22 protein-coding genes are annotated in these 25,888 nt (G+C 63.8%); 9 read left to right on the top strand and 13 right to left on the bottom strand.

The window, feature by feature from the left end; all coding sequences use genetic code 11:
- The first annotated feature begins 77 nt into the window (after positions 1 to 77).
- On the top strand, positions 78 to 467 hold the full coding sequence (locus A0257_07160) for a cysteine methyltransferase (GenBank protein ID AMR26907.1): 390 nt from the start codon (positions 78 to 80) through the stop codon (positions 465 to 467).
- Between the two features lie 78 nt (positions 468 to 545).
- Here the strand turns inward: A0257_07160 and A0257_07155 are convergent, their stop codons facing one another.
- From A0257_07155 to A0257_07125, 7 genes are all read right to left on the bottom strand, one after another.
- Complete coding sequence (locus tag A0257_07155; GenBank protein AMR26906.1) at positions 546 to 1,034, bottom strand: hypothetical protein; 489 nt, start codon at positions 1,032 to 1,034, stop codon at positions 546 to 548.
- Between the two features lie 194 nt (positions 1,035 to 1,228).
- Positions 1,229 to 1,717 (bottom strand): hypothetical protein, encoded by a 489-nt coding sequence (locus A0257_07150; GenBank protein ID AMR26905.1) that lies wholly within the window; start codon positions 1,715 to 1,717, stop codon positions 1,229 to 1,231.
- A 112-nt stretch (positions 1,718 to 1,829) separates the two neighbouring features.
- Positions 1,830 to 3,851, bottom strand: a complete 2,022-nt coding sequence (locus A0257_07145) for a peptidase S9 (protein ID AMR26904.1) — start codon at positions 3,849 to 3,851, stop codon at positions 1,830 to 1,832.
- Positions 3,852 to 4,250: 399 nt separating this feature from the next.
- Positions 4,251 to 5,696 carry a hypothetical protein gene (locus tag A0257_07140; protein ID AMR26903.1) on the bottom strand — a complete coding sequence of 482 codons (1,446 nt, stop codon included), beginning with the start codon at positions 5,694 to 5,696 and terminating at the stop codon, positions 4,251 to 4,253.
- A 146-nt stretch (positions 5,697 to 5,842) separates the two neighbouring features.
- Complete coding sequence (locus tag A0257_07135) at positions 5,843 to 6,130, bottom strand: hypothetical protein (GenBank protein ID AMR26902.1); 288 nt, start codon at positions 6,128 to 6,130, stop codon at positions 5,843 to 5,845.
- A 235-nt stretch (positions 6,131 to 6,365) separates the two neighbouring features.
- Positions 6,366 to 7,124, bottom strand: a complete 759-nt coding sequence (locus A0257_07130) for a hypothetical protein (GenBank protein AMR26901.1) — start codon at positions 7,122 to 7,124, stop codon at positions 6,366 to 6,368.
- Positions 7,125 to 7,290: 166 nt separating this feature from the next.
- The gene (locus A0257_07125) at positions 7,291 to 8,241 is read right to left on the bottom strand and encodes a peptidase (protein ID AMR26900.1); all 951 of its coding nucleotides are present in this window, start codon (positions 8,239 to 8,241) and stop codon (positions 7,291 to 7,293) included.
- 176 nt (positions 8,242 to 8,417) lie between these two features.
- Between A0257_07125 and A0257_07120 the strand changes: the two genes are divergently transcribed.
- Complete coding sequence (locus A0257_07120) at positions 8,418 to 8,795, top strand: hypothetical protein (protein ID AMR26899.1); 378 nt, start codon at positions 8,418 to 8,420, stop codon at positions 8,793 to 8,795.
- Positions 8,796 to 8,897: 102 nt separating this feature from the next.
- On the opposite strand, the gene A0257_07115 is transcribed toward A0257_07120, so the two are convergent.
- On the bottom strand, positions 8,898 to 11,597 hold the full coding sequence (locus A0257_07115; protein ID AMR26898.1) for a hypothetical protein: 2,700 nt from the start codon (positions 11,595 to 11,597) through the stop codon (positions 8,898 to 8,900).
- Positions 11,598 to 12,012: 415 nt separating this feature from the next.
- Between A0257_07115 and A0257_07110 the strand changes: the two genes are divergently transcribed.
- The 3 genes from A0257_07110 (at position 12,013) to A0257_07100 (ending at position 14,343) form a co-directional block, all read left to right on the top strand.
- Positions 12,013 to 12,633, top strand: coding sequence for a hypothetical protein (locus tag A0257_07110; GenBank protein ID AMR26897.1), 621 nt, complete (start codon positions 12,013 to 12,015; stop codon positions 12,631 to 12,633).
- A gap of 482 nt (positions 12,634 to 13,115) precedes the next feature.
- Positions 13,116 to 13,535, top strand: coding sequence for a hypothetical protein (locus tag A0257_07105; protein ID AMR26896.1), 420 nt, complete (start codon positions 13,116 to 13,118; stop codon positions 13,533 to 13,535).
- Positions 13,536 to 13,719: 184 nt separating this feature from the next.
- On the top strand, positions 13,720 to 14,343 hold the full coding sequence (locus A0257_07100) for a restriction endonuclease (protein ID AMR26895.1): 624 nt from the start codon (positions 13,720 to 13,722) through the stop codon (positions 14,341 to 14,343).
- A gap of 135 nt (positions 14,344 to 14,478) precedes the next feature.
- Here the strand turns inward: A0257_07100 and A0257_07095 are convergent, their stop codons facing one another.
- Positions 14,479 to 16,392, bottom strand: coding sequence for an ABC transporter (locus A0257_07095; GenBank protein ID AMR26894.1), 1,914 nt, complete (start codon positions 16,390 to 16,392; stop codon positions 14,479 to 14,481).
- Between the two features lie 44 nt (positions 16,393 to 16,436).
- Here A0257_07095 and A0257_07090 point away from each other — a divergent pair, with 44 nt between their 5' ends.
- On the top strand, positions 16,437 to 17,042 hold the full coding sequence (locus A0257_07090; protein ID AMR26893.1) for a hypothetical protein: 606 nt from the start codon (positions 16,437 to 16,439) through the stop codon (positions 17,040 to 17,042).
- 144 nt (positions 17,043 to 17,186) lie between these two features.
- On the opposite strand, the gene A0257_07085 is transcribed toward A0257_07090, so the two are convergent.
- Positions 17,187 to 18,425: an aspartate aminotransferase gene (locus A0257_07085; protein AMR26892.1), complete on the bottom strand. Its 1,239-nt coding sequence runs from the start codon at positions 18,423 to 18,425 to the stop codon at positions 17,187 to 17,189.
- A gap of 304 nt (positions 18,426 to 18,729) precedes the next feature.
- On the opposite strand from A0257_07085, the gene A0257_07080 reads away from it, so the two are divergent.
- Positions 18,730 to 18,966 carry a hypothetical protein gene (locus A0257_07080; protein ID AMR26891.1) on the top strand — a complete coding sequence of 79 codons (237 nt, stop codon included), beginning with the start codon at positions 18,730 to 18,732 and terminating at the stop codon, positions 18,964 to 18,966.
- Between the two features lie 24 nt (positions 18,967 to 18,990).
- Here A0257_07080 and A0257_07075 read toward each other — a convergent pair whose 3' ends face one another.
- From A0257_07075 to A0257_07065, 3 genes are all read right to left on the bottom strand, one after another.
- Entirely contained in the window at positions 18,991 to 20,970 is a 1,980-nt protein-coding gene (locus tag A0257_07075; GenBank protein AMR26890.1) for a hypothetical protein, read from the bottom strand.
- 65 nt (positions 20,971 to 21,035) lie between these two features.
- Positions 21,036 to 21,929 carry a hypothetical protein gene (locus A0257_07070; protein AMR26889.1) on the bottom strand — a complete coding sequence of 298 codons (894 nt, stop codon included), beginning with the start codon at positions 21,927 to 21,929 and terminating at the stop codon, positions 21,036 to 21,038.
- Positions 21,926 to 23,311 (bottom strand): hypothetical protein, encoded by a 1,386-nt coding sequence (locus A0257_07065; GenBank protein AMR26888.1) that lies wholly within the window; start codon positions 23,309 to 23,311, stop codon positions 21,926 to 21,928. Before A0257_07065 ends, A0257_07070 begins: the two co-directional genes overlap by 4 nt.
- Positions 23,312 to 23,791: 480 nt before the next feature.
- Here A0257_07065 and A0257_07060 point away from each other — a divergent pair, with 480 nt between their 5' ends.
- Complete coding sequence (locus A0257_07060) at positions 23,792 to 24,883, top strand: aminotransferase DegT (GenBank protein AMR26887.1); 1,092 nt, start codon at positions 23,792 to 23,794, stop codon at positions 24,881 to 24,883.
- 11 nt (positions 24,884 to 24,894) lie between these two features.
- Positions 24,895 to 25,860: a hypothetical protein gene (locus A0257_07055; protein ID AMR26886.1), complete on the top strand. Its 966-nt coding sequence runs from the start codon at positions 24,895 to 24,897 to the stop codon at positions 25,858 to 25,860.
- Positions 25,861 to 25,888 lie beyond the last annotated feature (28 nt).

Below are 25,888 nucleotides of genomic sequence, written 5' to 3'. Positions count from 1 at the left end.
GGTCGGGTTCAGTGCGCGGGCGCAATGACGCGCCGCCCGGCCCGCGGGTTGCGCCGCCGGCTCCGTATTTTTAGCCCATGAAGAAACCCGCCGCCCCGCCGCCCGTCTCTACCCCCCCCACCGAGCGCAACTACTTTGCCGACGTGCACGAGGTGGTGCGCCTGGTGCCGCCGGGCCGCGTCACCAGCTACGGGGCCATCGCGCATTATTTAGGTGCCCGGCACGGCTCGCGGGCCGTGGGCTACGCCCTCATGGCCTCCAACCTGGATGCTGCTACCCACCAAAAAGACGCGCCCGTGCCCGCCCACCGCGTCGTGAATCGGCTGGGGCAGCTCACGGGGCGGCACCATTTCCCTACCCCCTCCGCGATGCAGGAACGCCTCGAAGCCGAAGGCGTGCGCGTGGAAGACGACGTAGTGGTCGAGTTTAAAAAGCTATATTGGGACCCGAGCGTGGAGCTGGGGTAGGGCCGCCCCTTATTTAAAGCAAAAGGCTGCTGGTAAGTTAATTACCAGCAGCCTTCAGGCCAGCGTAGCTATCGGGTGCTACTTATTTAGTTGCAAGGGAGTTTGGGCGACATGCAGGTAGCTAACCTTCCAGTCGTTCTTGTTGTCTTTGCGGGCAATCAGCATATAAGAGCCGGTGCCAACCCCGCCCTGTTTGTATTTGGCCGAGGGCAATATATCTTGGGAGTAAAAGCCGGTGTAGTAGACCATATTAGCATCACCGCTCTTGGCTACTGGCATAGCTTTGAAATTGCTGGCGGTTTTCTTCCCAAAAAAGGAAGTAGCAACTGAGTCTTTGCCGGTTATCCGCTGTTTCGCAGACGACCCAAGCATCACTATATGGTTAGATAGAAGTTCCTTTACTTTAATAGAATCTTCTTTTGTAAGCGCCTCCAAAAACTGCTCGCCGACAGTGGTAGCTGCCAGGGTGCTGGTAGAGGCGGTAGCCTCAGCCGGTGGCGTGCCCGCGTTGCTGGAGCAAGCACATAGTAGCGTAGTCAGCGCCAGGAGGGGTAGGGAGTTCTTCATGGGTAGAAAAAGGGGGTGGGTGGTAAAAGTGTCAGAAAACCAAAAAGTTGACTTGCTAGCCATGAAACGAATGTGTAAGCCACATAAAACTGCCTGGCTTACCGCACTACTTGTACAGGCCCGTTAAAACCGTGTGAAAAAAAGCTGCTGGCAGGCGAACTCCCAGCAGCTTTTCGTCGCTAAAAATGTAGTCGTTATTTATTGGCCTTATAAGGCTCTTCGGCTATGTGCACGTAGGTAAGCTGCCAGGTAGCTCCTTCCTTGTGGGCTAGGCTCATAAAAGAGCCGTGCCCCGAGGCGCCTTTCGGGTAGGTAGCCGTTGGCTTGAGGTCATAGGTGTAATAGCCCGTGGAGTAACCCATCGTGGCGTCGCCACCCGTTTGTAGGGGAATGAATTTCAAATTGCTATCGGTGCTGAATGACCTTTTGAGCCAGTAAGTGCTGAGTGAATCCCGGCCGCTTAGCACCGGCGACACGTTGACGAGCAGCCGCGCATTCTTCGCCAGGCAGGCGGTGGCTTTGGCCACATCCTGCTGCTGCATGGCCTCGGCGAACTGTTGAGTTAAAGCAACCATGCTAGTCGGCCCGGCCGCGGCGGGGCGGGTAGGGGCGGGCACGCGGGGGTTGCCGGCGCCAAACGCCAGTAGCGTGGCCAGAGCCAGGAGGGGTAGGGTGCTTTTCATGTACTGATGAATGGGTGAGGTGAGCGGCAAATCTAGTAGAAGGCCAAGCACTTAACCTACTTGACGCCAAGGAAATAACCTAAAACAGGTAGAAATACCTGCCTCTGCCACGCTACTTGCTCACTACCCCCGGCGCGGCCAGCGTCACGGTTTTGGGGTCCACGGTGATTTCGGCCAGGCGCTGGGCCACGGCGGGCGTCATGCTCTGCTGGTAGCGGCCGTGCAGGTACTGGGCCAGGAATTTTTCGGAGGCCGCAATCATCGCCAGGTTGTTGATGGGGCGGGCAAAGCCGTGGCCTTCGTCGGGGGCCAGCAGGTACTGCACGGGGTAGTTGCGGTCGCGCAGGGCAATGACAATCTGGTCGGCCTCGGCCTTGTTCACGCGCGGGTCGTTGAGGCCCTGCACCACCATGAGCGGCGTTTTTATCTTATCGGCCGAGTTAAGCGGCGACTGGCGCTTGAGCTGGGCCCGGCCGGCCTCGGTACCAGGGTCGCCCATGCGCTCATAAAACTGCTTGCGAATCGGCTCCCAATAGGCCGGAATGGAGTTGAGCAGAGTAATCAGGTTCGACGGGGCCACGATGGCCACCGCCGCCGCGTACACGTCGGGCGTAAAAGCTACCCCCGCCAGCGTAGCGTAGCCGCCATACGAGCCGCCCATGATGCCCACCCGCTGGGGGTCGGCAATGCCCTGGGCCACCAGATATTTCACGCCCCAGGTCAGGTCGTCCTGCATTTTCTGGCCCCACTCGTTGTTGCCCGCGTTTAGGAATTTCTTGCCGTAGCCGGTGCTCGCCCGGAAATTAGGCGAGAGCACGGCGTAGCCGCGGTTGGCCAAAAACTGGTGGTAGGTGTTGTAGCCGTAGGCATCGCGCCCCCACGGCCCGCCGTGCGGGAAAATGATGACCGGCAGATTCTTGGCCGCTACCCCCTTCGGTAGGGTCAGGTAGGCCGGAATTTCCAGGCCATCCGACGACCGGTAGCGCACCACCGTCATGGGGGCCAGCGTGGCGGTGAGCAGCAGCGGCCGGGTCTGGTACTGTTGGGTGAGCTTTTTGGTCTGGCGGTCAAACAGATACGCCGTGCCGGGGTGGGTGGCGTCGGTAGCGTTCAGCAGCCACAGGCGCTCGTCGGTGGTGTGTGATAGCGGATACACGTCGAGGCCCGGCAGCTGGGTGGCCACCGCTTTGAAGTCCTGCTCCATACTCTTGTCCAGCCACACGCGCCGCAGCCGGTCGTCGGTGTAGTCCATAAAAACCGGCTCGTGCGTCTTCTCCGACATCTCCAGGCTGCCGGCATCGACGCGGTGCAGCGGGTCGGCGGCAAAGAGCGTTTCCTGGCCCGTGGCTGGGTCAAGCAGCATGATTTCAGAGCGGTCGCGGGCCGCGCCCTTGTTGGTAGTCAGGTAGATATGCTGGTTGTCTTTGGCAAAGCCAATAACGTTGCTCTCCTCGTTGAGGGTAGTGCGGTAGAAGGGCGTGAGCTGGTCGCCGGCCACGCGCAGCCACTCGGTGCTGCCGTCGGGGTTCGAGCGCGAGGCCAGCCGCAGCTGGTCCTGCCAATCAAATACCCAGCCCGTAATCCGGTCGTTGTTCTGGCGCACCAGTGTTTTCTGGCCGGTGGCCAGGTTCAGCTTATAGAGGTCGTGCCAGGCTTTGTCGCGGTCGTTGAGGCCGATAAACAGCGCGTTGGGGTCAGTCAGCGGCGCGTTATAAATGACGACGCGCACGCCCTTGAGGCCGGTGAGGTCGCGGGGGGTAGGCACGGCCTGGCCGGCGGGCAGCGCAGCGGCCGGGTCCACGGCGTAAATGTTGAAGTTCTCATCGCCGCCCTTGTCCTGCGAGTAGAGCAGGTACTTGCCGTCGCGGCTCCAGGAGTAGCTGCGCACCGGCCGGGCCTGGTCGTTGGTTAGGGGCCGGGCTTGGGCAAAGGGCTCGCTCAGGCCCTTCACCCACAGATTGCGGGTGCCTTGGTAGGGCTTGATGAACGACATAAACCGGCCATCGGGCGAGAGTTGCGCGCCCGAAATTTCGGGGTCGCCAAACAGCAGCTCGCGGTCAATGAGGGGGGTAGGGATTTCTGAGCCGCGCCGGGGCGGGGCGCACCCGCTAGGGCCAGCAGGAGCAGGAGCCAGGTAGTCGTAGTTTTCATGGGCTGAAAGAGCTTGAGGTTCAGCCGCTAAGATAAGCGAAAGGGCGGGTAATATATCCTTATTAAAAGAAATTTTGGGACGCTGGCCAGCACCCTACCCCCCCTGCGCTGCCCGGCATATAGTAATTATTCGCACAAACTGACGGGAAAAATAACCCTGAGTTAGGGCGGTTTCCAAGTTAGTGTGCAGCTTGAGCGCGGCGGGCTGCCGGCTTTTTGGCCGGCTGTCCGCTCGTTGGGCGCGCCGTTCGTTCTGGCGACGAGCGGACAGCCGGCCAAAAAGCCGGCAGCCCGCAGGTACGTCTCGAAAACCGCTCTAGTGAGCTGGTAGGCTTGGGATTTAGCTGCCTACCCACAACTACATTGCCGATGCCGATGGGGCTCAGCGCGCAGCGGGCTGGCGCAGCAGCAGCGCTTGCAGCGCGGTTTGGCCCTGCGCCGCGCTCACCCAGCGCCAGTAGCGGTTGCCGGCCGCCCGCGGCGTTATTTCCAGGTAGAGTGGGCAGGCCGGGTCGGGAATGAGCAGCTGCGCCGGGCCGTCGGGCGGGCCGACGCCTTCGAGCTTCAGGTGCAGCGGCGCTACCGTGCTGAGACAGGTGAGCCGGCAATAGCCACCGGGGTAGAGCCGGGCGGTTTCGCGGCCATTCACGAGTAGTCGCATCGCCTGTAGGTTGCGGGCCTCGGGCGGGCGGTAGAGGTACACGTAGGCGGTGTCGGCGCGCCGGGGCCGCAGGCCCGGAAACGAGCCAATTTCGCCGGTGCGCGGGTCGAGGGCCAGGGCCAGCGGCTCGCCGCCGGGCAGGGGCGTCACCAGCAGCGGGTTCTGGCTGAAGTGCCGGGCCGGCTTCTGGTCCAGCACCGCCTGGTAGCGCGCATTGGGCGGCGCTTCGCCCACAAACGTGAAAAAATCGTCGTACCGGGCCAGGGGATAAAATTTTTGGTCCTGCTCGATAAACAGCTGCTGGCCATCGCAAAAGCCCCAGATGCCCGCCGGCACGGCCGGGGGGCCAGCGGCCGGCACCAGCGGGCGCACCCGCGCCACGTGCCACCAGCCCCACCACCAGCGGGCCACCTCCCGGCTGCTAAAGCGGCTGCGCCAGGCCTCGGCCAGCGTATCGACCCGGAAGGCCTGGGTAGTATCGGGCCGGTTGGCCACAAACTGCGCCAGGCTGTAGTATAAGCCCCGGCGCGGGGCCTCGTGCAGAATGGGCATCCCGGCCCCGGCCTGGGCGGCGGGCCGGGGGGTAGGCGCATCGGCTGGCAGCTGGCCAAGGGTGAGGCCCGGCCGATGGGCGGCGGCCGGCCAGTCGGCCCGCGCCAACTGGCCCACGCAGTAGCCCAGCAGCCGGGCCAGCCAGGCCGACAAATATAAGGAGCTTTGGTAGCTGCTGCCGGCCCAGTGCCCGGCCACGCGCCGCACAAAGTGGTAGCCATCAGGCAAGTGCTCATATACGTCGAACGCCAGGTCGGCATCCGAACGGCCCGCCTGGGCGAGCGACGCCTCGCCGTTTGCCGGGAGCTCGGCCAGCTGCAGCTGGCGCAGACACAGCACCACTGGGTGGTCGGTGGGCCGGGCGGGTAGGCGCGCGTGCAGCAAGGCGGTGAGCTCGGGCGCTGCCCCTTCACGAAAAAAAACCGTGGCCGGCCGCGTCCGCCCGCCATGATACAGCACCCCAATCTGGAGGTTTTGGCGGCCGTCGACCACTCTTTCCACGGCCACGGTGCGGCCCGGCACTTCGAGCGGCTCCTTGCGCAGGTCGAAGTAGTATTCCTGGCCGTGGGCGGCGCTGGCCGCCGCCAGCAGCCCGGCAAGAAGCAGGGTTTTCATAGCAGAAAGAGTAGGTAAGCGCCAGCCGACGCCCGTGGCGCAGCCGGCTTCGCCACGAAATATAGCCCTACCCCTACCAAACTCGAAAGGCCCAGCGCTCAGCCCAGCGCGGGCACTTGCCTTTTCCGCTCCCTACCCCCTCGTCTTTACGCGGCCTGGGCCAGGTGGCAGTCCTTGTACTTTTTGCCCGAGCCGCAGGGGCAGGGCGAGTTGCGGCCCAGCACCTTCTTTTGGGCGCGCAGCTGGCGCAGCCACTGGCGCGGGTCGAGGTGGCGGCCGTGGGCGGTGAGCGTCTGCTCGGGGTGATGTTCTTGCAGCTGCTCGGGGCGCTCAAGGAAATACTCGTTCACCACCGCGAAAAACTTGGCCTCATTGGTGCCGCCGTAGGCATCAATGTTGGAGTGGCCGGCCCGGATGGCAGCCAGTTCGCACAAGTAGGTGCTTAGGGCGCGGCCGAATTGTTCGAAGCTGTTTGTCGCTATTAAACAGCCATCAAGGCGCGCGCGTCGGCTGGAATCTTCAACGACTGATAGCTCGTGCGGAACAGGCGGATGGCATGCGCTTCCGTAACCCCATCCTTTGCCTGGCGGTATTCGATATACTCCTGCTGCGACAACGTACGAGCTTCATACTTTGCTTGCAGGGTCGCCATGCGGGTAGGAGAAATTACTAGCGTAGCCATCCTTTTGCGTAGAATAAATGGTCGATTGCTTGACGAACCGGCGTGAAGTCAGCAGATGACCAGTGTTCTGGCAGCTGATTATAGCCAGTGGCCGCTTGTTCTTTAACCGCTGCCAGCAACGTTTCGTTACCTGATTTTTCTGCAATATACTGTGCGTAGGCCCGTGCCCAAAGCTCTTTAGGGTTTGTCAGGTATAGCGCGTCGTCATCGTGCGGGTCCAGGCGTAAACGCCCTTCGTACTGCTGCCAGGCGCGCGTTTCCCTCGCCGCGCTGAGTATGGCTTCAATCTCTGGCTTGACAATACCAGACTCTGCCAGCACATTTACCGGCTTGAAATACATCAAGTCAATCAGATGGCCTGTTTCGTGGAGCATGGTTAAGCCTACCTGGGCAGGGGCCAGTTCGCGGTCTATCGTCATCAACACTTTGCCCGTTTCGCGCTGGCTGTAGGCATCGGTAAAGCCTAGCGCATCCTGCTTTTTAAAGGAGAGCTCGACTTTCCTGTAACGGTCTGTCTCCAGCGGTGGCAAGCTATGCACTTCGTCCGCCGCGTAGAGCGCATCCCGTGCTGCCTGTTGCTGGGCGGGAAAGAGCGCCTTTTTGACTTTGAATCGCTCGTAGAGATTTTTATCTCCCGTAACACGCTGCTCGGCTCTCAGGCCATGCTCATCCATCTGCTGCTCCATCTTGGCCAGCACCTTAGCCGACCCGTCAAAGTACGGGTCTGCGGGCCGTGGCGCAGCCATACACCCCCCGCGCTACCTGCGATTTCCTGCGTAGCAGCCTGCATCAAAATGGCCTGAGCGAAGCGGCTATCGCCGTGTGGCTTAGCCAGTGTATGGAGGGCGGCGCACCCATGCAGCAGGCGCTGTTGGGGGTGACCACTCCTTGAAATCTTTGTTTTGATACCCTTTACGTAGTCTGGGCCAGGTGGCAGTCCTTGTACTTTTTGCCCGAGCCGCAGGGGCAGGGCGAGTTGCGGCCCAGCACCTTCTTTTGGGCGCGCAGCTGGCGCAGCCACTGGCGCGGGTCGAGGTGGCGGCCGTGGGCGGTGAGCGTCTGCTCGGGGTGCTGGTGCAGGGCCTGGCTGAGCAGGTCAAATAGCTCGGGGTGATGTTCTTGCAACTGCTCGGGGCGCTCGAAGAAATACTCGTTCACCACGGCGAAAAACTCGGCCTCGTTGGTGCCCGCGTAGGGGTCAATGTCGGAGTGGCCGGCCCGGATGGCGGCCAGCTCGCGCTGCATCACCTCGGCCCAGACTGGGCGCAGGGCGGGGGGTAGGCCCGCGTTGGGCACGCCGTCAATCTCGCCGTCGGCCTCGTCCACGAGGTGCGCAAACTCGTGCACGCCCACGTTGTGCTTGTCCTCGGCATCGGCGAAGCCCTGCACCAGGGCGGCGCGGCTCAGGCGCATATACTGCGAGGTCTGGAAGCGCTGCACCGAGCCCAGCAGCGTGCCTTGCAGCGACTGCACCTCCTGGTCGGGCCGGGTTTCGAGCTGCCAGGCGTCAGGCACAATCAGCACCTCGTGCAGCGTCGGATATTCCCAGTCGGGGAAGCCAAACACCGGAATGACGGCCGCCGCCGCCGTAAGCACCCGCGTGAGGTCGTCCACTTCGGTTTGCACGCCGGTGAGGCGGGTGCGGGCCAGAAAGAGCTGCATGGCCCGCTCAAAACGGGTTTTTTCGGCGTCCTCCAGGCCGTCGTAAAAGGCCACGTTTTCGGTGAGCAGCGTGCGCCAGGCCGCCGGGAAGGGGGTAGCGAGCGCGGCCTGGCGGCGGCGCTGGTCGGCGGTGAGGTAGCGGTAAAAAAACAGCAGCAGGGCCAGCAGCGCGGCCCCGGCCAGAGAGTAAGGAAGCAACATGGCCGGCTTAACGGCCCGCCCGGCCCGGCGGTTTTGGTGCCCGCCCCGGCGGGGCGCGCCGGGCGGGTTTGGCGGCGGCGCGCGCCGCCCGCGCCGGGGCGGGGCGGGCGGTTTGGCGTTTCATGCGCAAATTTGTGGCGCAACTACTTCCTTTTGTCATTCCACTGCCCGCCCCGATGAACGCCGCCGACCTGAACGCCGCCCTGCTGGCCCTGATTGAGAAAAAAGCTGAGCTGCACACGCTCACCTACGACGACGCCCGCTACGATGACGTGGAGGAGTCCTTGCACGACCTCGAAGATGATTTCAACGACGACTACGGCACCGACCTGGAAGAGGTGCTGGACAAAGTGCATGTTGACCTCAAGTCTGACACCGACGTGCTGCTGCCCACCGCCTACCTCCCCGCCACCGACACCCCGCAAAAGGAAGACGGCGTGTGGGTCGATTCGGAGAAATATCCTGGCCGCGTGCGCCTCGTGCTGCGCGCCAACCCGCCCCGTTTCATCCTCACCACCAGCAAGGGCCAGGAGCACGAGCTCTGGAAAGCTTAGCCTCAGCTATAACCAGTGAAGCCGCGCCAGCGGGCGGCGTTCGAGCGATTATCGCCCGAACGCCGCCCGCTGGCGCGGCTTTGCCGTGGGCCCGCCCCGGTGCTAGCGCACGCTCAGGCGCAGCGTCTGGCCTTCGGCCTGCACCAGGTAAAAGCCGGTGGGCAGGCTAAGCTGGGCGCTACCCCCCGCGTCGGCCGTGGCCGTGGCCACCAGCTGGCCCAGGCTATTGAGCACGCGCACGGGCGCGCCCGCCGCGGTGCCGCTGAGCGTGGCCGCGCCCGCCGTGGGGTTGGGGTAGAGGCTGAGCACCCCCGCCGCGCCGCTCACCCACCGCACCGGCGAGTAGCTGATGGTGCCGTTGAGGTCGGTTTGAGCCAGGCGGTAATAAGCCGCCGCGCTTTCATTCACCGCGAAGCTGAAGTTGTGGGTCAGGCTGCTGGTGCCGTTGCCGGCCACGAAGCCCACGCGCTCGAAGGCGAGGCCGTCGGCCGATTTCTCGATGCCAAAGCCGGCGTTTTGCAGCTCGGCGGCGGTGGTCCAGGTCAGGGCCACGGTGGCGGGGCTGGCGCGCCGGGCCGCGAAAGCCACCAGCTGCACGGGCAGCGGGCCGGTGAGGCGGTCGTAGCGCAGGCTTTGGGTGGTGGTGCCGTCGCCGAGCTGGCCGGCGGCGTTGTTGCCGGTTGAGGGGAAGGCAGGGCCCACGCTGGTGCGGGCCAGCGCGTGCGTGCCGCCGCCGCTCACCGCCAGCCAGCTGGTGCCCAGCGTGGCTTCCTGGGTGGGGGTAGGGCGCTGAATACTAGTGCCATCGCCGAGCTGTCCGTTGGCGTTCAGGCCCCAGGCCCAGAGCGTGCCGTTGGCGCGCCGGCCCATGCCGTGGCTGTCGCCGGCCGCCACCTGCGTCCAGCCCGCGCCGCCGGCCACTGGCGCGGGCGTCGGGGCGGCAGTGGTGGTGCCAGTGCCGAGCTGGCCGCTGGCATTGCCGCCCCAGGCCCAGGCGCTGCCATCGGCCTGCAGCCCCAGGCTGAAGCCCGCGCCGCCCGTAGCCGCCGCCCAGCTCGTGCCGGTGCCAACTTGCGCGGGGCTGGGCTGGCTCGTGGTGGAGCCGGTGCCCAGCTGGCCATCAGCGTTCAGGCCCCAGGCCCAGAGGGTGCCATCGGCCCGCACGGCCAGCGTGTGAAAGCTGCCCCCGCCCACGCCGCGCCAAGTCGCGGCCGCCCCCACTTGCACGGGGCTGGGCTGGCTGCTGATGGCCCCGTTGCCCAGCTCGCCGTCCGTGTTATAGCCCCAGGCCCAGAGGGTGCCATCGGCCCGCAGGGCCAGCGAATGCCGGGCACCCGCCCACACCTGCTGCCACAGCTGGCCGGTGCCCACCTGCACCGGTGCCGCCTGGCTGGCCGTGGTGCCGGTGCCGAGCTGCCCATCCGCATTCAGGCCCCAGGCCCAGAGCGTGCCATCGGCGCGCAGGGCCAGGCTGTGGGCACCGCCGCTGGCCGCCACCTGTACCCAGCTCGTCGCCGCGCCAATGGTGACGGGGGTAGGGCGCGGGGTGGTAGTGCCATCGCCGAGCTGGCCGTTGGCGTTCAGGCCCCAGGCCATCAGCTGGCCCGTGGGGGTGATGCCCAGGCTGTGCTGCCCGCCCGCGGCCACGCCGCGGGTGGGCAGGCCGGCCACGCCGGGCACCAGCGCGGGGCTGCCGTGCGGCGCAGTGGTGCCGTCGCCGAGCTGGCCATCGCGGTTGTAGCCCCAGCTCCAGACCGAGCCATCGGCCTGCAGGGCCAGGCTGTAGTAATTATTCAGGCTCACGCTCACCCAGCTGGTGGCGCTGCCCACCTGGATGGGGGTAAGGGAGGAAGCGGTGGTGCCGCTGCCCAGCTGGCCATCGCCGTTGTTGCCCCAGGTCCAGAGCGTGCCATCGGCGGCGATGGCGGCGCTAGTCTGAAAAGTGGCGGCCACCTGGCGCCAGAGCCGGCCGGTGCCCACCTGCTCGGGCGCTGCTTGCGAACTGGTAGTGCCGTCGCCGAGCTGGCCATAATAATTGCCCCCCCAGGCCCAGAGGCTGCCATCTGCCTGAATCGCCAGCGAATGCACCCCCTTGCTCACCGCGCCGCGCCAGCTCGTGGCGGTGCCCACCTGGGTAGGCACGGCGGCATCGGTGAGGGTGCCATTGCCGAGCTGGCCGTCGCCGTTCAGGCCCCAGGCCCAGAGCGTGCCATCGGCCCGCACGGCCAGGGTGTGGTAGTCGCCGGCGGCCACGCTGAGCCAGGTAGCAGCGGTGCCCACCTGCACGGGAGTAGTCTGATAGGTGGTGCCGCCGTTGCCGAGCTGGCCGTAGGAATTGTCGCCCCAGGCCCAGAGGGTGCCGTCGGCGCGCAGCGCCACGCTGTAGGCAAAGCCGGCCGCTACCTGCTTCCAGGTGGTGCCGGAGCCGACCTGGGTGGGCACGGCGGCATCGGTGAGGGTGCCGGTGCCGAGCTGGCCATAGCCGTTGCTGCCCCAGGCCCAGAGCGTGCCATCGGCGCGCAGGGCCAGGGTGTGGCTGCCGCCGGCCGCCACCTGGGCATAGGTGGCGACCGAGCCGGCTTGCCCGGCACTGGCGTGCGCGCTGGTGGTGCCGTCGCCCAATTGCCCAAAGCTGTTGTTGCCCCAGGCGCGCAGCGTGCCGTCGGCGGCCAGCGCCACGCAGTGGCTGCCGCCGGCGCTCACGGTGCCCGGCAAAATCTGGGCGGCGGCGGCGGCGGGAAGTAGGACTATAAAAAGCTTTAGTAGGCCGTTAAGGGAATAATTATAAAAAATGTTTTTCAAAATAGTGAGAATAAATTGGTGAATAGTGCAAATGAACCTTAAATAAAAGTCTTTTTATTAAACTGAGGCTTCGTAAAAATAATCACCGAATTTGAATTATGCAAATAAATTATATTCGTCCGCACAAGGCCGCCCGCCCGCGCCCACTAGGTTGCCGTGGGTGGCGGCCCGGCCGGCACAGCCTGGCCAATGGCCCTGCATGAGCCCTCTGCGGCCGCCTGGGCAAGAGTAGGGAGCAGCCCCCGCAAAAGGTCCCGCTGCCCAAGCCGCCCACATTTGAGATGGAGTGGTAATTTATTTATAGAAAAACGAAAAATAAATTACCCATATTAGCAAAAGCTGGTAATTTATTCTTAATTTTCTGAAAAATAAATAACCACCGTTTCGTCCGGCTTCTCTTTCTTACCCCCGTTCTATGCCGCGCCGCGCCGCCCCTTCCACCCACGTAGTTGCCAGTGTTCGGGCCTGGTTTGGCCTGGGGCAAGCCGAGCTGGCCCTGTACCTGGGGGTAAGCCAGCCGCTGCTGCACGCCGTCGAAACCGGCCGCTGCCGCCTCGGCCCCGCCGGGCAGGCGGCCCTGCTGCCGCTGCTGCGCCAGCTGCCCCCGCCCGAAGCCCGCGCCGCCGCCGAGGCCGCCGCGGAGGCCGCCGACGCGCCCGCCATGCCTGCGTCGCCCGCTGCTGCCCCGCCCGGTTACCCCGCGCCCGACGCGGCCGAGCTGGCTGGTCGGGGCCGCCAGTGTCGGCACCGGGCCGCCCGCTGCCTGGCCCAGGCCGCGGCCCTGGCCCGGCAGGCCCGCGTGGCCCAGCGCTGGGCCGCCGCCCTGCCCGCTCTGCTGGCCGCCGCCCAGGCCCCGCCCGCTGACCCACCCGCCGACCCCGCCGATGCGGAACGCGCCGCCGAGCACGCCGCCTGGCTGGCCGGCTGGCTGCGGCAACGCGCCCAGCCCCTGGCCCCGGCCGCCGCCACGCGCTGGCACCGGCTGCGGGCGCAGGCCACCGGCCTGCTGGCCGAGGCCGCCGCCCTGGAGACGTAGGGTGCGGGGCTTGCCCCCGCCCGGCGTTGAACGTCTCGCATCGGGTTCGTTCAACGACGGGCGGGGGCAAGCCCCGCACCCTACCTCGGGAGGCTATTAAGTTCTAATGGCGCAGGCGTTCACCCCTGCCTAGCCCCTGGCTCTCATCGCCCTCCGCGTGCGCCTCGCCCCCTAGCCCCCTCTCCGAAAAGGAGAAGGGGGGACTAAATCCAATCCTGATTTTTAGCTTTTTTTAGAACTAAAAACTAGTTCCCCCTCTCCTTTTCGGAGAGGGGGCTAGGGGGTGAGGCGCACGCGGAGGGCGATGATAGCCAGGGGCTAGGCAGGAATGAATGCCCGCGCCATTAGAACTTAATAGCCCTGCGGCCGAGGCCAGGGGAGTATCGGCAATGCCACCAAAGAATAGGAGGAAACTAATGAAGCTAAAAAAATGCTTTATATTTCACCAGAATTTCATCTCTCCTCTTTTTCCCCACCTTTTTATGAACCCCGATTACAGCCTGCTCACTACCAAAGCCGAGTGCGATGCCGCCACCGCCGACGTGACCTACGAGTTGAAAACGTTTAGCTACCGCGACACCGGCCTCGACCTGGCCGACGACCGCGCCACCCGCAGTCAGGCCAGCGGCGCGGCCGCCCTGGCCCGCAAAGAGGCCGACATCGTGGTGGCCCAGGGCCAGGCTACCCTGCCCGGCCTCACGGCCCTGCAACAGCAGGATGCCGCCGATGCCCTGGAGCTGCTGCAAGCCCAGCGCAAGCAGCTGCTCAAGCGCAACCGCACCACCACCGGCACCGACCGCTTCCTCGCCTCCGTGGACGCGGCCCAGGTGCAGGCCCAGGTCGATACCCTCACGGCCGTGCTCGCCGCCATCGTGGCCCGCCGCGCCACGCTTCTGGTCTGAGTTAAGAGTTAAGAATTAAGAGTTAAGAATTTGGACACTGAATTCTTAACTCATCACTCTTAACCCATCTCCCTTAACTCATCACTCTTAACTCTTTTCAACTGCAAGCGCCCCGGTGCCCCCCGCACCGGGGCTTTTTGTGCCTGGTAGCGGAGCCAGGCCGGGCGCGGCGTATTTTTGAGTTATGCCTACCCTCACCGCCCCCGTCACCTCCCTGGCCGACCTCGACCCGAATGGCACTTATTCCTACGCCGACTACCTGAGCTGGCAGTTCACGGAGCTGGTGGAGCTGTGGCGCGGTAAAATCATGCGCCGCATGAGCGGACCCACCGACGACCACCAGGCCGTAGTGGGCGAGTTACACTATTTGTTGAAGGCCCACCTGCGGCGGCAGCCCTGCCAAGTGCGCCTGGCCCCCTACGACGTGCGCCTGCCCCAGCCGGGCACCAGCGCCGACCAGGCCATCTACACCGTGGTGCAGCCCGACATCTGCGTTATCTGCGACCCCGACAAAATAGAGCGGCGCGGCTGCCTGGGGGCTCCCGACTTCATCATCGAGGTGCTCTCGCCCGGCACCGCCGCCCGCGACTGGAAGGGCAAGTACGACCTCTACGAGGAAGCCGGAGTAGGCGAATACTGGATTGTGACACCCGGCGAGCAGGCCATCAGCGCCTTCGTGCGCGATGCCGGTACCGGCCGCTACCAGCTGGCGGGCGAGTATGGCGGCCCCGGCCCGGTGCCCTGCGCCACGCTGCCCGGCCTGGGGCTGGAGTGGGCGGAGGTTTTCCCCAGCACCCTACTCGCCTAGCCCCGCCCGACTTTGCAGGCGGCCGTTTCAGTAGCGCGAACTTTCCAGTTCGTGCGCGAGCAAAGCGAGCATAATCGGTAGTGCTGCGTGGCCCCGCCTGCTCGCTTTGCTCGCGCACGAACTGGAAAGTTCGCGCTACACGAAGTCGCTCAGCTCCAGCCAGCGTTCCCCCTTATTATCAAGCTCCTTATCCACGGCCTGCAAGCGGGCGGGCCACTTCGTCAGCTCCTCCCGCGAGCCCCGGCCGGCGGCGAGGCTGGCCACGAGCTGCTCCTTTTCGGTTTCCAGCGCGGCAATGTCTTTGCCTAATTGCTCAAACTCCTTTTTCTCGGCGAAGCTGGCGCGGCGTCGGGCGGGCTGGGGCGCGGGCGGGGGGGTAGGGGCGGCGGGCGTGAGCCGGGCGGCGGCGCGGGCGGCTTTGGCGGCTTTTTCTTCGGCTTCGAGGGCGGCCTCGGTTTCGCGCTCGGCCAGGTAGTCGCGGTAGTCGGTGTAGTTGCCGGGGAAGTTGAGCACCGCCCCGCCCGGCTCCAGAATAAACAGGTGCTCAGCCAGGTTATCCAGGAAGTAGCGGTCGTGGCTCACGATGAGCAGGCAGCCCGAAAAGTGCAGCAGGAAGTCCTCCAGGATGTTGAGCGTGCCCAAATCCAGGTCGTTGGTCGGCTCGTCGAGAATGAGGAAGTTGGGGTTGCGTACCAGCACGCGCAGCAGCTGCAAGCGGCGCTTCTCGCCGCCGCTGAGCTTGTTCACCAGCGTGTATTGCTGGGCCGGCGGGAAGAGGAAAAGCGTTAGGAACTGGCTGGCGGTGAGCACGTCGCCGTTGGCCAGCTCCACCACTTCGGCCACCTCCTTCACAATGTCGATGACGCGCTGGGTAGGGTCGAATTCCAGCTCCGTCTGGGTGTAGTAGCCAAACACGGTGGTCTGGCCCACGTCCACCACGCCGCTGTCGGGTTTCAGCTTGCCGGTGAGCATATTGAGCAGCGTGGACTTGCCCGCGCCGTTCGGCCCCACCAGCCCAATACGGTCCTTTTTTTTGAACACGTAGCTGAAATCATCCAGCACCACCTTATCGCCAAAGCTCTTATTCAGGTGCTCGGCCTCAATGATTTTGCCGCCCTGGCGGGTGGTCTTCACACTCAGCTCCAATTGCTGCTTGCTGAGGTTGGTACTGGCTTTTTCCTTGGTGATGTAGAAGGCATCGATGCGCGCCTTCTGCTTGGTGCCGCGCGCCTGCGGCATCCGGCGCATCCACTCCAGCTCCTTGCGAAACAGGTTGCGGGCCTTTTCCACTTCCACGGTTTCGCGCATTTCGCGGTCGGCCTTTTTCTCCACAAAGTAGGCGTAGTTGCCCTGGTAGCGGTACATGGTGCCCTTGTCCAGCTCCACAATCTCGTTCGCCACCTTGTCCAGGAAGTACCGGTCGTGGGTCACCATGAGCAGCGTGAGGCTGGGCGAGTTCAGGCGGTTCTCCAGCCACTCAATAGTGGCGAGGTCGAGATGGTTGGTAGGCTCGTCAAGGAGCAGCACGTCGGGCTCTTCGATGAGCACGCGGGCCAGGGCCACCCGCTTGCGCTGCCCGCCGCTGAGCTTGCTCACGTTGCGCGTCAGTAGCTCACCCAGGATGCCCAGCTTACCCAGGATTTGCTGCACCTGCGACTCGTAGTCCCAGGCATTGAGGGCGTCCATGCGCTCCATCACGCGCTGGAGGTCGTCGGGCTTGTGGTTAGGGTCGTTCACGACGTGCTCGTAGTCTTTCACGGCGCGCAGCGTGTCGTTCTGGCTGGCGAAGATGGTTTCCTCCACCGTCAGGCTTTCATCAAACACCGGCTGCTGCCCCAAATAGGTCACCCGGATGCCCTGGCGGCGCGTCACGAGCCCCGTATCGGGATTTTCGAGGCCCGCCAGCACCCGCAGGAGCGTGGTTTTGCCGGTGCCATTAATGCCCACAAAGGCAATGCGCTGCCCCAGCTGCAAGCCAAAATTCAGGTTTTGAAACAGCCAGCGGTCGGCGTAATTCTTCGAGATATTCTCGGCGGAAAGCAAGTTCATAAGTGCCGCAAAGGTACGGCGGGGGTAGGGCGTATCTTTGGGATATGGCTTACAGTGATTTTACGTTGGAGCGCTTGGGCACCGAGTTTGGGGTAGACTTCCAGGGGGCCGACCTGTTTGCCCCCGCCCCGACGGTCGAGCCCAGCGCCTGGTTGACCGAAACCATCGAGCTAGCCACCAAGGCCGGCTTCGGCAGCGAAAAATCCCGCTCCGAGCGCATTGTGAGCCCCGTGCTCATGGAGCTGGTTCACCGCAATCAGTACGAGTTCGCCGTTATTTCGGGAGAAAACCTGAACGTGGAGCCGGCGCGGGGCCTAAATGGCGAATGCGATTTCGTGCTGTCGTTCACTCGCCTTCAGGACTTAATCAAGGCCCCGATTTTCTGCATTACCGAAGCCAAGAAGCAGGACGTGGAATGGGGCACAGCGCAGTGCGCGGCCCAGCTCATCGGCGCTTCCCGCCTCAACGAGCGCGACAAGAAAATTATCCCTACCCTCTACGGCTGCGCCACCACGGGCATCGAATGGCGCTTCCTGAAATTCGAGAACCAGGTATTTACGCTGGATGAAGCCCGCTACCTCATCAGCGACCTGGCCAAGCTACTAGGGGTGTTACAGCAGATAGTTGACCGGGCCCGGCAGCAGGTTTAGCTAAAGCAGGATTTACGCAAATCGTCCGTCCTTGCGAGCGCAGCGCGGCAATCGCCCCGGAACGACACCCGAACGATTTCGTTCCGGGGCGATTGCCGCGCTGCGCTCGCAAGGACGGACTTCTTTTTCTTTAGCTAAACCTGGCTACTTTAACTCCCCCAAACTACGCTTGATGCGTCCAAACGCCTCGGTCAGCTTCGCATCGGCCGCCGCGGTGCTGAAACGGATGCAGGCGGGCGCGCCAAACGAGTCGCCGCTCACGGCCGACACGTAGGTGTCGCGCAGCAGGTACAGCGCCAGGTCGGACGACGTATTAATGGCCGTGCCATCGGGCGCGGTGCGGCCGAAAAAGGCCGACACGTCGGGGAAGATGTAGAACGCGCCGTCGGGGGTCGGCGTGACGAGGCCGGGGATGTCTTTTACCAGGTTCAGCACGAGGTCGCGGCGGCGCTGGTAGGCGGTCACCATTTCATCGGCCGAGGCCCTACCCCCCTGCAAGGCGGCTAAGCCGGCGCGCTGCGCGATGGAGCAGGTGCCGGAGGTAATCTGGCTTTGCAGCTTGTCGCAGGCCGCCGCGATGGCGGGGTGTGCGGCCAGGTAGCCCAACCGCCAGCCCGTCATGGCGTAGCCTTTGGAGAAGCCGTTGATGGTGATTACCTGGTCCTTAACCGGCGCGAACTGCGCCAGGCTCACGTGCTCCTCAGTGAAGTTGATGTACTCGTAAATCTCGTCGGCGATGGCGAAAATGTGGGGGTGCCGGGCCAGCACCTCGGCAATGGCCCCCAGCTCGGCGCGGCTGAACACGGCCCCGGTGGGGTTGCAGGGCGAAGAGTACATCACGGCCTTGGTGCGCGGCGTGATGGCGGCTGCCAGCTCGGCGGCGGTCACCTTGTAGTCGTTTTCCAGCGACCCCATAATGGGCACCACTACCCCCTCGGCCAGCTCCACCTGCGCGGCGTAGCTCACCCAGTAGGGCGAAAACACAATCACCTCATCACCCGGATTCACCAGCGTCATGATGATGTTGCTAAGCGCCTGCTTGGCCCCGGTGCTCACCACAATCTGGCTGGGGGCGTAGGTCAATTGATTGTCGCGCAGCAGCTTGTCGCAAATAGCCTGGCGCAAATCGAGGTAGCCCGGCACCGGCGTGTAGAAGGTGTAGCCGTCGTCAATTGCCTTTTTGGCCGCGTCCTTGATGTACTGCGGGGTCTGAAAATCGGGCTCGCCGAAGCTCAGGTTAATCACGTCCACGCCCTGTGCGGCCAGCTCGCGGCTTTTCTTGGCCATCACGATGGTCGCCGACTCCTCAATCTGGAGCACGCGGTCGGAGAAGTAGGCGGTCGGGTCGGCCGGCGCGGTAGCCGTAGAGTTGCTGGGAACCATATTCTTAATCGATAAAAGAAGGTGCGAGTCGCAAAAGTATTCGAAAACCGCTGGTTCTTGCGCACTTAATCCGCGTAAAGACAACAATCGTAGCTGTCCGACTCTTAGGCGTTACCTGATAACTGCTGTTACGCACTACCTTATTCGAGATGGCAACAGGGAGTAGCGCGAACTTTGTGGTTCGCGTCCCCGCGCCGTTAAAGCCATCATAACGGCGCGGGGACGCGAACTACAAAGTTCGCGCTACTCCCCGTTGCGTAACAGCAGTTGATAAGTCACCAAAATAATTCTCGCTGAATCAGTCATGCCGACCACCGACCTGCCCGTTACCAAAATCCTCACGTTTCTCTCCGAGGTGCCAAAAGCCGGGTCGCCGGTCGCGCCCGTGCCCTTCACCAAAGCGGAGCTGCTGGGTTTCAAAGAAGTGAAAGAATGGCTGGCCCGAGGCTACGAGCTGGACAGCTTCGAGAACAAGTTGTCGCCCAAAAACCCGGCGCAAGTAATTCTGCTGGTGATGCTTACGCGCAGCGCCGGCAGCTAGCTTTCGTAGCAAACAGCGCGCTCCCTACCCCCCCAGTCTGCGCCAGCCGCGCCACACCACCTCCAAGTCAAAGCTGGGCGCATAGTCCTGCGCGTAGAGCCGCTCCAGCCGGCAGCGGGTTTCGGGGGAGAGCAGCTCGGCAGTGGCCGCCACGTCGGCCGGCGAGAGCACGGCGGGGTAGCGGCTGGCTTCGGGCAGGAAGCGCAGGCCCACCCAGCTGCGGCGGCCGCGCAGCACCTGGGCCACGTGGGGCAGCAGGCCGCCGGGGCGGCGCTGGCCCCAGAGCAATACGGGGCTCATTCCCACTACTATACCCGTAATAACCAGGTCGAGCAGGCGCTTGTTGCGGCGCTGGGCGGGCTGGCCCAGGCGCCACGAATGGTCGAGGGCGTAGTAGTCGCCGGGGGCGTCTTTGCGGCTGCTGCCGATGATGTACTGGCTGCCCGCCGGCAAAATCTTGAAGGCCACCGGCGGCTGGGCCGGCAGCCGGGCCATGAGGTCGATAATGTGGCTGGCGGGCAGGTCCTGGCCGCAAAAAATCAGCTCATTAAGGCCGTAGATGCGCAGCAGCGCAGGCAGCTCGGCCACCGTGCCGAGGTGGTCTTCTGAGGCAGGAGGGTGGGGGGGTAGGGGGGTAGGAGGGGTGTTAGGGGTGACGTAGCCGATGATTTTGACGGGCACCTGGGCCTGGGCCAGCAGCTGGCGCACGCGCTGGCTTTCGGCGCGGCTGCCCACGATGGCCAGGGTTTTGGGGCGGTTCTCGCTCAGGCGCAGGTTGCCGTGGCGCAGCCAGTGGCTGAACACCCGCCGGCCCACCAGCGCCGCCACCGCCCAGGCCCCGCCCAGCACAATCAGCGCCTTCGAAAAGCGCCAGCTGTCGAAGAAGTTCGACACGGCCGAAATGAGGACCGTGCCCACGGCCACGCCCCGCACCACGCGGCTGGCGCGGGCCGGCGGGTCATAGCCCCCACTCAGCCAAACGGTTGTTAGCCAAACGATAATATAGAGCGGCACGGCCACCAGCATATACTGGGGGGGGTAGGGCAGGGGCACGTACTTGTGGTTGCGCTCCCAGTATATTTTGAGCGCGAACATGCCCGCGTAAAGCAGGCCTGCGTCGAGCAGCACCGGGGCGGCGGCACTGGCCAGGCGCTGGGCTACCGCCGCGCCCGCCCGCAGCCAGATGGCCGCGTTTATCAGCCCCGAAAATAGCCCGGCCTGGCCCGTAGCGAAGTGCTTACGAGCAAAGATGACCATCGCCCGGTAAAAAACGAACACGTAGTTGACGCTCGTGCGCTTGGTGCTTTCGCCCTTGTAATGCAGGATGCGGACGCTGGGAAAGTACCAGTTCTGCCAGCCGCCGCGCGTGAGCCGGTACGAGAGGTCGATGTCCTCGCCGTACATAAAATAGTCCTCGTCGAGCAGCCCTACCCCCTCCAGCGCGGCCCGGCGCAGCAGCATGAAGGCGCCGCTGAGCACTTCTATCTCGTGGGCTTCCTCCTTATCGAGAAAGCCCAGGTGGTAGCGCCCGAAGGTGCGCGAGCCCGGAAACAGCCGCGCCAGCCCGAATATCTTATAAAACGCCACCGCCGGGGTAGGGAGCCCGCGCTTGCTTTCGGGCAGGAAACAGCCTTGGCCATCGAGCATTTGCACGCCCAGGCCGCCGCAGCGCGGGTGCGCATCCATAAAGTCGCAGCAGCGCTGGAAGGTGGCTTCTTCCACCAGCGTGTCGGGGTTCAGCAGCAGCTGGTACTGGCCGGTGGCGCGGCGCAACGCCTGATTGTTGGCTTTGGAAAAGCCGGGATTATCCTGGTTTTCAAGGAGAATAACCTCCGGAAAGCGCGCCCGCACCATTGCCACCGAGTCATCGGCCGAATGGTTATCGACCACGAAAACCTCCACCGGCTCGCCCAGCGCCGCCGCCGCCACGCGCACCGATAGTAGCGTTTGCTCCAAAAAATAGCAAACGTTGTAATTAACAATGACGACGGAGAGCTTCACCACGGGAGGGCGAAATTACGAGGCTGCCTGCTAAGTAATAACCCGTCGCGTGGCGGCGTTCGCACGGCCTAGGCCGCGGCGCAGCTGGGGGGGGCAACTGGGTAGGCCTGCGGGTGGTTGGCCCGGTCCAGTTGGTCCAGCACCCTGCTGTCCTGGTGGAGGTCAAACTTACGGGCGTAAAGCTGGGGCGAGGCGAGCAGGGCCGGCAAGTCGGCGCAGGTCAACACTTTCGGGCTGCTACCCCCCGCCCGCCAGTCAATGTAGCGCAGGTTGTTGTTGATGAGGGTAGGAGCCAGGGGAGAGTTGAGCAGGATAGAATGGAGCAGAAACTCGTCGGAGCCCCAGGTGAAGCGGGCCGCCCTGCGCAAGGCCGGGCGGTCGTCGAGAAAACGGATAACGTAGGCGGCGCAGCCAGGGCTTAGGGTATACCAGCCACCCGCGTTGTCGCCGTTGAGGATGGCCAAGGGCAACGGCTTGGGGACGGGCAGCAAGTGATTGAGCACTTGCTGCGTAAGGTATTGTCCCCGGAAGCGAAAATCGGTTAGGTGATACTGCGTAAGCCGGCGCTGGTTGTGTTGCCACCAGGCCGCGCCATCCGGCTGAAAGGCCATGAACGAGCGGCCCACGTGCGGGGCTAAGTAGTCGTGAATGACTGCCGCAGACTTGATGGGATAGTCTTCACCGCTGAGCAGGTTAATAAAATCATAGGTTGCCGGCGCGCGCAGAATTTCGCGCATCCCTTCCAGCGCGGCCCGCGTGAGGCTGTAGCCACCCCACTTCACATCCAGGCGATGGCGCGTAAACCGCACGTTGGGCAAGGTCGCCAGCCGGGCAAAGGGCCGGTAATCCGTCTTCCGGTCGAGGTGAATGAATACGCTGTCTTGCGGGTGGGCCAAGGCCCGCACCAGCCGTTCGAGCTGGGCCGGCGCTTTATGAGCCAGAATCAGGTGGGCGATAGTCATGCGAGTGGCTCGGCGTGGCTGCTGGCCGGCAGTGGGCGGGTGGGCCTGCCGGCTAAGCGCAGGGCTAGTTCCCGGATTTCTGCCAGCCCGGTAGCCAGGATGGAAGCAAGGGAGAGGGGTAGGAATTTTTTCAGCTGGTGATAGCCGAACCCAAAGCCAATCAGAATAGTCGGGATGCTGGCCAGGGCCACGGCGTAGAGGCTATGAAATAGGAGGAGCGCCCCTACATCACCCAGCACGTTGACCGCCAGCATTAAAAAAACCTTGAGCAAATTCAGGCGGGGTTGGTTTACTACGTCGAGCGCCACGCCCACGAACCGGTCGATGGGATACAGCAGGGCCATGACCATGCCGATGCGCAGCAGATTGGCGGCTTCGGTGCCCCGGTACTTGCCGCCTCCGATGAGATATACGGGCACATCGGCCAGGAAGATGGTACCCAGCACGAGTGGCACAAAAGCCCAGGTGAGGATGCCCGCGTTTTTGCGCAGCAGGCGCGCCACCTCGGGCAGCTTGTGCTGGTGAAAAGCGGCGGACATGGCGGGCGTAGCCGTGGCGATAAAGCTGCGCAGCGGCAGCTCAATGATTTCGGAAAAGCGCCCCGGCAGGTTGTACACGGCCAGCGCGGCGGGGCCGAGCAGCAGGCTGATAAGGAAGGTGTCGGAGCTGCGCAGCAGGCTGGAGCCCAAGTAGCTGCCAACACTATACTTGCCAAAGTGCGCCAGCTCGCGCACGCAGGCACTGGTGCGGCTGGCCAGGCTGCCCAGCCCCGTCCAGCCCCGCGCCAGTATGAACAGGGCCGTGGCCGCCGTGGCCACCACGTAGGCGTACACCACCTTGTCCAGGCTCGCGGTGTGGGTCAGCATCAGCCCCGCAATGCCCGCCACAAACAGGCCTTGCGTGAGCAGCCGCAGGTAGAGCAAGCGGTCGAACCGCAGCTCGGCCTGGAGCACGCAGCCCGCCATAAAATTGGGAAGCGAGGCCACCAACACTATCCCAAACCACCGCAGCAGCAACAGGGCTTCGGGGTGAGAAGCGGCCTCAAATAGCAGGGCGGCCCCTAGGTTGAGCAACCCGAGCGCCCCCGTGATGACCAGGGCAATGGCCCAGGCCGAGCCGGTTACTTCGGCGGTGCGGGCGGGCGAGGCACCCGCGCGGCCCCGCACGAAAGCGGTAGTCAGAAACCCCGCCCGGAAGGAATCGGCCAGCCCGATGGTGGAGCTGAAGAGCACCCATACCCCAATGTCACGCACCGATAATGCCCGAAACAGGAGCGCCACCGAAACGATGCTCAGGCCCGACGCCAGCAGGTTGCCCGCCAGTGATAGCACATGGTGATTGCTGAGGTAGGCAGATGCTTGCGGCAGCCAGGGTTTTTTCATGAGGTAAGCAGCAGAGGAGCAACAACGCTGCTACGAGGGCGGTCGCCCTACTACGGCAGACCGCCGGCAATGGGTTTGAGCGCCCGCCGGCATCCTGCCCCGTTGGCCCGGCAGCAACGACGGCTGTAGGGCTTACGCAAAAGACGTTTGTCATTGCGCGCAAAGCGAAGTGATGATAAATGAATTGTATAAGTAATGAAATGCTAATATTATTAAAGAGATATTTTCAAAGTCCGGGTAGAGCTTGAGCGAGTAGGGGCGGGGCTTGCCCCCGCCCGTCGCTGAACGGAAGCGGGAGCCAGGCACCTACCCCCACTAACTCCGCAACCTCTCCAGTAGCTATATATTGCCTGGTACCGTTCAGATTGCCGTGGCTACTATACGAACTTTTCTTACCCTGAAGTGCTTTTCTTCGTAAGAGATAGAAATTACTGAGAATAATACCAAATTTAGTTTAATTATACCACTTTTCAGCTTGCTGTGATTACTGTTACGCAACCTTTCCTACCTCCCCTGGCGGAGTACAGCGCTTACCTGGAGGGCATCTGGGAGCGCGGCCGGCTGACCAATAACGGGCCGTTGCTGCTACAGCTGGAAGAGGAGCTGAGCCGGTATCTGGATATTCCGTACGTGCATTTCACCTCTAATGGCACTATTGCCTTGCAGCTGGCTATTCGGGTCCTGGCGCTGACGGGGGAGATTATTACGACGCCCTTTTCCTACGTGGCCACTACTTCCGCCATTCTTTGGGAGCACTGCGTGCCGGTGTTCGTGGACATTGAGCCCCGGACGTTTTGCCTGGATGCCAGCCAGATTGAGGCCGCCATTACCCCGCGCACTACGGCTATTCTGGCTACCCACGTGTATGGCTACCCCTGTGATGTGGTGGCGATTGCGGCCATTGCCCGGCGGCACGGGCTCCGGGTCATCTACGACGGCGCGCACGCGTTTGGCACCCGGCTAGGGGGCCGCTCGCTGCTGAGCTATGGCGATATTACGGCCTGTAGCTTTCACGCGACGAAGCTCTTCCACACTGCCGAAGGCGGGGCGCTGCTCCTGAACAACCAGTCGCTGTCGCGGGAGCTCAACCTGCTGAAGTCGTTTGGCCACGTGGGCGACGAGCATTTCCGGGTCGGCATTAATGGCAAAAACTCGGAGCTGCACGCGGCGATGGGCCTGTGCCTGCTGCCGCGGGTGACGGGGTTTATAGCGGCCCGCGCCGAGCTTTACCGCACCTACCGGCACGAGCTGGCGGGCCTGCCGCTGGACTACCCCATTATTCCCGCGCACACCGAATACAACTACGCCTACTTTCCGGTCTTGTTTGAGGACGAGCAGCAGCTGCTGCAAGTGAAGGCCCTGCTGGCCGAACACGACATTGACACGCGCCGCTACTTTTTCCCTTCGCTCAACCACCTGCCCTACCTGCCGGACGCGGCACCCTGCCCAGTGTCGGAAGACGTGGCGGCGCGGGTGCTGTGCCTGCCCTTCTACCCCCAGCTCCCGGCCGAGCAGGTAGTCCGCATTGCCGGGCTGGTGCGGCTGGCGGTGGGTAGCACCGTGCCCGTTTAAGGCCGCCCGCTATGCAACCAACGGCTTCGCCAATCCCCAAAGTGAGCGTGGTAGTGCTGGCCTACAACCACGAAAAATTTCTGGCCCAGGCCCTCGACAGCGTACTGACGCAGGACGTGGACTTTGCCTACGAGCTAATCGTGGGCGAAGACTGCTCGCCCGATGGCACGCGCCGCCTCGTGCAAGCCTACGCGCAGCGCTACCCCGACCGGCTGCGGCCCATCTACCACCCGCGCAACGTGGGCATGGGGGCCAATTTTCGGGCCTGCCTGGCGGCTTGCCGGGGCCAGTACGTGGCCCTGCTCGAAGGCGACGACTACTGGACCGACGCGCGCAAGCTGCGCAAGCAGGTGGCGTGGCTGGACGCGCACCCCGACTTTTCGCTGTGCTTTCATGCGGTGGCTGACCAGTACGAGGATGGCTCGCGGCCCAACGCGGTGCCCCACGCGCTGACGCAGGACGTGTTTACGTTTGCTGATTTCCTGCTGCCCATCTACACAGTGGTCAGCACGGGCTCCATCGTGCTGCGCAACGGGCTGGTGGCGTGGCCGGCGTGGCTGTTCGCGGTCAAGCCCATCGACTTTCCGCTGGTAGTGCTGTGTGCCGAGCTGGGCAAGGTGAAGCGGCTACCCGACGTGATGGGCGTGTACCGCATTCACCAGGGGGGCATCTGGTCGGGGACCCCGCGCCACCTCAACATCCTGAGTTTCTTGCGAATGTATGAGCAGCTGTGGCACCACTACGCCGGCACGCCCCACCGCGCCCCACTGCGCGCCCACCTCTACGACCTGTACCTGACCACGGCCAACGTGTACGCCAATAGCGGCTACCCGGCCGAGGCGAGCCGCTTTATCAGGCAAGCCGTGCGCCTGGGCTCAGGCTTCCGCCTCGATGGCCTGGCCAGCCTGGCCGGGGCCGGCCTGCGGCTGGCCAGGGGCCTGGCCCGGCGCGGTGCCCAGGCTTCTGCCGCGCGCTAACTTGCTGCCGCCGTATTTTCGCTCTTCC

Origin of the sequence: Hymenobacter psoromatis, assembly GCA_001596155.1 — a bacterium.
GTDB lineage: Bacteria > Bacteroidota > Bacteroidia > Cytophagales > Hymenobacteraceae > Hymenobacter.
The sequence above is the reverse complement of the archived record's forward strand: the minus strand, read 5'-3'. Positions and strand labels throughout refer to the sequence as shown.

Excerpts from the sequence above, each read along its gene's own strand:
- A0257_07160 (AMR26907.1), top strand. The coding sequence starts at position 78 with ATGAAGAAACCCGCCGCCCCGCCGCCCGTCTCTACCCCCCCCACCGAG.
- A0257_07155 (AMR26906.1), bottom strand. The coding sequence starts at position 1,034 with ATGAAGAACTCCCTACCCCTCCTGGCGCTGACTACGCTACTATGTGCT.
- A0257_07150 (AMR26905.1), bottom strand. The coding sequence starts at position 1,717 with ATGAAAAGCACCCTACCCCTCCTGGCTCTGGCCACGCTACTGGCGTTT.
- A0257_07140 (AMR26903.1), bottom strand. The coding sequence starts at position 5,696 with ATGAAAACCCTGCTTCTTGCCGGGCTGCTGGCGGCGGCCAGCGCCGCC.
- A0257_07130 (AMR26901.1), bottom strand. The coding sequence starts at position 7,124 with ATGGCTGCGCCACGGCCCGCAGACCCGTACTTTGACGGGTCGGCTAAG.
- A0257_07125 (AMR26900.1), bottom strand. The coding sequence starts at position 8,241 with ATGTTGCTTCCTTACTCTCTGGCCGGGGCCGCGCTGCTGGCCCTGCTG.
- A0257_07120 (AMR26899.1), top strand. The coding sequence starts at position 8,418 with ATGAACGCCGCCGACCTGAACGCCGCCCTGCTGGCCCTGATTGAGAAA.
- A0257_07110 (AMR26897.1), top strand. The coding sequence starts at position 12,013 with ATGCCGCGCCGCGCCGCCCCTTCCACCCACGTAGTTGCCAGTGTTCGG.
- A0257_07105 (AMR26896.1), top strand. The coding sequence starts at position 13,116 with ATGAACCCCGATTACAGCCTGCTCACTACCAAAGCCGAGTGCGATGCC.
- A0257_07100 (AMR26895.1), top strand. The coding sequence starts at position 13,720 with ATGCCTACCCTCACCGCCCCCGTCACCTCCCTGGCCGACCTCGACCCG.
- A0257_07095 (AMR26894.1), bottom strand. The coding sequence starts at position 16,392 with ATGAACTTGCTTTCCGCCGAGAATATCTCGAAGAATTACGCCGACCGC.
- A0257_07090 (AMR26893.1), top strand. The coding sequence starts at position 16,437 with ATGGCTTACAGTGATTTTACGTTGGAGCGCTTGGGCACCGAGTTTGGG.
- A0257_07085 (AMR26892.1), bottom strand. The coding sequence starts at position 18,425 with ATGGTTCCCAGCAACTCTACGGCTACCGCGCCGGCCGACCCGACCGCC.
- A0257_07080 (AMR26891.1), top strand. The coding sequence starts at position 18,730 with ATGCCGACCACCGACCTGCCCGTTACCAAAATCCTCACGTTTCTCTCC.
- A0257_07070 (AMR26889.1), bottom strand. The coding sequence starts at position 21,929 with ATGACTATCGCCCACCTGATTCTGGCTCATAAAGCGCCGGCCCAGCTC.
- A0257_07065 (AMR26888.1), bottom strand. The coding sequence starts at position 23,311 with ATGAAAAAACCCTGGCTGCCGCAAGCATCTGCCTACCTCAGCAATCAC.
- A0257_07055 (AMR26886.1), top strand. The coding sequence starts at position 24,895 with ATGCAACCAACGGCTTCGCCAATCCCCAAAGTGAGCGTGGTAGTGCTG.